General features: G+C 36.8%; 2 protein-coding genes and 3 pseudogenes. 1 reads left to right on the top strand and 4 read right to left on the bottom strand.

All coding sequences use genetic code 11. The annotated features are described in order from the left end of the window. Nucleotides 1-345: hypothetical protein (locus IM273_RS22015; protein WP_193055638.1), on the top strand; the 345-nt coding region annotated here is incomplete at its 5' end. Nucleotides 346-904: 559 nt separating this feature from the next. On the opposite strand, the pseudogene IM273_RS22010 reads toward IM273_RS22015, so the two are convergent. The 4 genes and pseudogenes from IM273_RS22010 to IM273_RS21995 all read right to left on the bottom strand — a co-directional run. After that, nucleotides 905-1,237, bottom strand: a pseudogene (locus IM273_RS22010) (hypothetical protein); the annotation flags it as partial. Between the two features lie 386 nt (nucleotides 1,238-1,623). Continuing rightward, entirely contained in the window at nucleotides 1,624-2,535 is a 912-nt protein-coding gene (locus IM273_RS22005) for a hypothetical protein (protein ID WP_193051882.1), read from the bottom strand. Nucleotides 2,536-2,586: 51 nt separating this feature from the next. Next, nucleotides 2,587-4,529: pseudogene (locus IM273_RS22000) on the bottom strand (hypothetical protein). A gap of 3 nt (nucleotides 4,530-4,532) precedes the next feature. Continuing rightward, nucleotides 4,533-4,823 (bottom strand): annotated as a pseudogene (locus IM273_RS21995) (hypothetical protein); the annotation flags it as partial.

Genomic DNA, 4,823 nt, shown 5'->3' with positions numbered 1-4,823 from the left:
ATTATAAGAGACTATTATGTTGACTCATTCCCACATTCTCTCAGTTTCATTTCTTCAGAAGCCCTGAGTTTTCATTTAAAAAAACATGGCAGCACAGCTAGAGTCATAAAGCACGAAACTGGTTATGATTTTGTAAATGAGAACCCTAAAGTTAGGAGTGATGATATTTTTGATAACGGATACGAAGATTATGTAATCAACCTTGAGGGTTTTCTTTCTGATAGAAGAAATACTTCATCCCTTATTAATGATATTAATGCTTTAGCATCTTGGTTAATGGATGGGTTGTATATAAAAAATGGCATTGCTACCGATAAAATGTTAGAAGTGAAGAAGTTAATATAACTAGGTTCACAAAATGACGTTATGCTAAAGAGGCCACTGCGGGAAAGATTTTTGCAGCGGCCTTTTCAACATGTGAAAATTTCTAACGAGTCAGTGCTTGGACATATTCACTGAGATTTGACAAATCATGTAATAGATAAATTGAGATGTCCGTCTCTATCAAATATAGGGTTTACGAGTCGGCAGTTTGTATACCTAGTATTTCATGTTCACTACTAGAGGTGGGAATGAGAAAATTTGCGGCAATTAGTTCGCAAATTAGTGATAGACGTTTGTCAGCACGCTTGAGAATCACCGCTTGTCTGGTAAAAACGACGGTAGCTACAGCCCATAATATCATCTGTAATAACAGATAAAAAACTTCACCATACGCGGCATCGCTGACATTATTTGGTAAGTTGTTTTCAAAGAGTAATTTGAGTAGTTGCCATTCGGCCTGTACCAGAAGAGCTATGGAAAATAAGCCAAGAAAAAAGCATGCAATCATGGTGTTTCTCCGTCGTGATCGCTTGCATAGCGCGGCTGTATATTGCACCACAGGGCGGCCCTCTTTTACAGATATATCAAATAAATCAAGTATCCGCCTCCCAGATGATACTAGCTGAATGATTTCCATCGAATTACTGCAATGTAGTACCACCCGCAGAAACGCCCAAGGTATTGGCCGGATGTTATGCAATCGAGCAACGCATGACTCCACAAGATACGCACAGGGTTGCTGTTTATCCATTTCTCGAGCTAGTGTATCCATCAGGGCGGATTTGTTTTTATCACCATTTTGTCTGTAAGTCAGAAAAGGAATAATGTTAGCAAATAAAACAGTTATCAAGGGAATCGGTAACAGCAGTATTATCTTAATAAATAAATCCCACACAAAAAACACCTTACTAATTTGACTTCGTGTTATACATACCAGAATTTACAAAAAAATTGCATCTTCTTACTATTCTTTTGAAGTGCGGAACGTTGTGTTGAACATCAAAACAGTTAGTAAGACTGGACTGACTAAAGCGTTTTATTTTCAAATGCAATGTGACAGGGTAGCTTTATAACAGTAAAACTCATCACGAACCATCTCTCTGAGTGGTTCAATAGTGTGGCTCTGCATCAGGTGGATCAAGCCAATGAAGGAGATCAATTTTCACGACTTATTCAATCACCGCAATTACCCTCCCCAATTAAACCAGGCCTGCTAGCGGAAGATTATGTTGATGAGCTTGAACTGCCACAGAGCCGGTGGTAACCGAACGCTTCAAACGTATGAACGTTGGCTTGACGTTATTTTATTGATAGTTCGTAAGAGTAAATCTCTCCAATTCCAATTGTACGGTTGATGGATTTTATAGGGTAGTCGTATATTGCTCCCAATTGTTTTTCAACGCTATTATTAGGGTGATTGTTAATTAAGAAAACGCAGATACCGATAGCCGTAGGCTTTGTTCCTAAGGATGTCAGCACCAGTCTTGGGTTTTCTGCATATATATCTAATAAGGTCTGATATACTGCGTAAGGGTTTGCACCAGGACAGGTTCTTAGATCTGTCTCCATGCTGTCGAAATGTAATAAATGTTTTCTGAGTGATTTATTCTCCCAGCCTGGTATATAAGCTGGAACTGATATACAAGCCAGTAATTTATTAAAGCTTGCCCCATCATCATTACTTAAAATCTGACCTAGACGAGAGCTTTCAAATCCTAAAAATGAAACCAGGCTGGTTTTTTGTAAGCCAGATGTGATTGTATTCAGTGAGAATACGGGAAGAGAAGAAAATGGCTGTCGGCCATCGCTTAATTGATACTCCTCATCCCCGCCCTCAGTCGAAGGCGACTTACTGTATTCTTTCGGTTCAATGTACAGAACAGTAAGTGATTCTATCCCTTCAATCATATTAATGGAATAAAAAAGATACAATATCTCAGGAAAATCAAGAGATGTAGAGTCTATGATTATTTTTTTAGGCGACATAGAAACTAATGCATCCTTCAATGCCAATAATTTGTATTTATTACCATTGAGTTTTAATGCATATTCATCTTTAACATATTTAACCTGAAGTGCATTGCTTGCGCTTACTTTTTTTATCGCCAGGCCAGTTCTCTCATCTAACTCCTCACCATAGAAAAATATGTCGTGATGGCGATTAGTAAAATCAAGGTTATTGTGAGTTCTGATTCGTTTGAATTTTATCATAAGAGGCCCAACTGGTATGATGTAACTGAACTGGAAACATCAAAAGATGAGTCATCTATATCCCACCGGGTTCCATATTTTTTTAACAAGGATGAAAAATCTTCATCACTACCTACAAAAATGGTTTCAACCTCACCTTTGCTAAATTTTATTTTCCTTTTTTTTCTGTGGCTTATGCCAAAATATGGAGCAAGAACTGGATGTAAGACGTAATCATTGAGTTCCAGGTTGTCAGTTGATTTACTCTTCGTTCCTTTCTGTTCAATCAGCACGGACCACACCAATGATTCATTTAGAATCTCCTTAACATTATAAGCAAGAAGATTTATATCAGTTAAATCTAAAGTGAAATGGTTTACTTCTGATTCGCTCTGAGAACGTCGAGACTGGCAATAGTTGAAAATCGCACCAAGTCTTTTAGCCACCCTTTTTAGATGCATTCCATGGGCACCAAAATCTCCAATTTTTTCAATTTCGAGTTCACTCGTCTTCAGGGTGGCCTCTAATTGAGCCTCGATTGTCATGGATGGTATAGTTTTTGGCGGCAGTGCAGACCTGACATTTGTTTTTGTTACCGACTGGTGACATAACTCCAGAAAATGCCTGATATTTCCTCTGGATAAATATACAAACTGTTTATAGCCAGCGTACAGTGGACAGATTCTGGTTGGTAATTTATTATAAAGATAGAGTATTACACCGACGAGGTTGTTAGGTATCCATGATTTATATTTTGTTGTATGTCCTACTTTATATTGCAAGTATTGTTCTAATACCTCATCGGGGCTAATACTTTTCCTGTTCAGCAATGCACCGTTTATCAGGCTTGCCTCAGGGAATTTATCATCAATAAAATACTGCACTTTCAATTTTGACTTTGATTTAGTTAAACCGGTCTCAATCATTGAGTGTAATTTTTTTGTTAATGCGTCATCACTGAATATTTGATGTGATATCTCTTTTGTCGACTTTTCAGGAAGAAACTTACTGGCCAGATTTTTAATTGAATCCTGATACTCCTTCGTTTGTCTGCGCGGGATTTGGTGTTCTGACGTAAATATGGAACGGAGTTTTTCGTGATCATTGCTTTCTATATAATCAGAAAAGCGCAGGGCTAATATCTCACCAGCAAATGTATCAAAGTCATTGAGATACAGCTCTTCTAAATCTATATATCTGAAATCATGCTGCTCAACAATGCTTTCGTTACCTAACGTTTTATGTGAAATATTAGCATTTTTCTTATAGGCAACACTGAACAGTAACGGCATGGAGCCATGCTTCATTAAAGTATTGATTATTGCCTGCTGTTCTGATGTTAAGTTCTCGAACTCGTCAATGTAAACCTGAAAATTAGGTTTGATAATGCATCCAATTGTTGCATGTAGTTTGCTAATTATATTCTGTAATGATAATTTTGTATCAAGAGAAAACGGTGGTGTTTCAGTAACTGGGGCATTAATCCAATTGCAAAGAGTAAACAGTTTTTCATGCAAAAGATCGCTGGCATCAACAAGTTTCGCATTTTTATCAATGCCTAGGCCTTCACAAATTGTGTTTGGCAATGTCAGAGTATTAATCTTCTCTTTCAAAGAAAAAACAGGAGATTTTTCGGTCAATAAATTATTGGTTAGTTTAACAAACTCAATAATCAGCGATAGACTCATATACGTTTTGAAAGCTGTGGACCAAAATTTCCCGAGCCAAGCTTCGGTTAATAACTGGCTAAAGGATGTATCCGGGCGCCAGTATATTCCCAGATTGGAAAGATCCTCAATACCAATCGTATTTTTATTCACACTTAGAGCTGTCTGGTGGCAATGATACTTTAAGAACATCGTTTTTCCATATCCTCTCCCCCCAATAACTATACTTGCTTTCGTCGTTTTTTTTAGGTTTACATCTTCGTATCCTAAGGGAAGAACATATTTACCATATAGATCATCAGGTAATTCTTCGGCACGGTTTTTCGAAAAAATCTCGTTAAATTTCATATTTTACCTTTTGAATAACCTATTCCACCCTTCATTTTCAAACCAGAGGAATGAAAGATTGTTATTTGGAGTTGAGTTTGCTAAGACATAACTAAGCCCCAAATTACCGAAACCTAATGGATTATTTATTGAGTTTTTGTTACATATATCAATATACAATTTTAAGAAATCATTATGCGTATAGAAATATTCTCTATTTATTCTCCTATTGGATTCTCTGAAGAAACTATGATTTTCATCCAAGTACTCAACAGGCCTTATAATTAAGTTTTTATATTTAGCTTGTATCTTCAT

Source organism: Enterobacter cloacae complex sp. P13B (genome assembly GCF_014895915.1).
Classification (GTDB): domain Bacteria; phylum Pseudomonadota; class Gammaproteobacteria; order Enterobacterales; family Enterobacteriaceae; genus Enterobacter; species Enterobacter bugandensis.
Note: the sequence above shows the minus strand (reverse complement) of the source record. Positions and strands in the feature narration are given on the sequence as shown.

Coding starts and splice junctions, on each gene's coding strand:
- IM273_RS22005 (WP_193051882.1), bottom strand. CDS start 2,535: ATGATAAAATTCAAACGAATCAGAACTCACAATAACCTTGATTTTACT.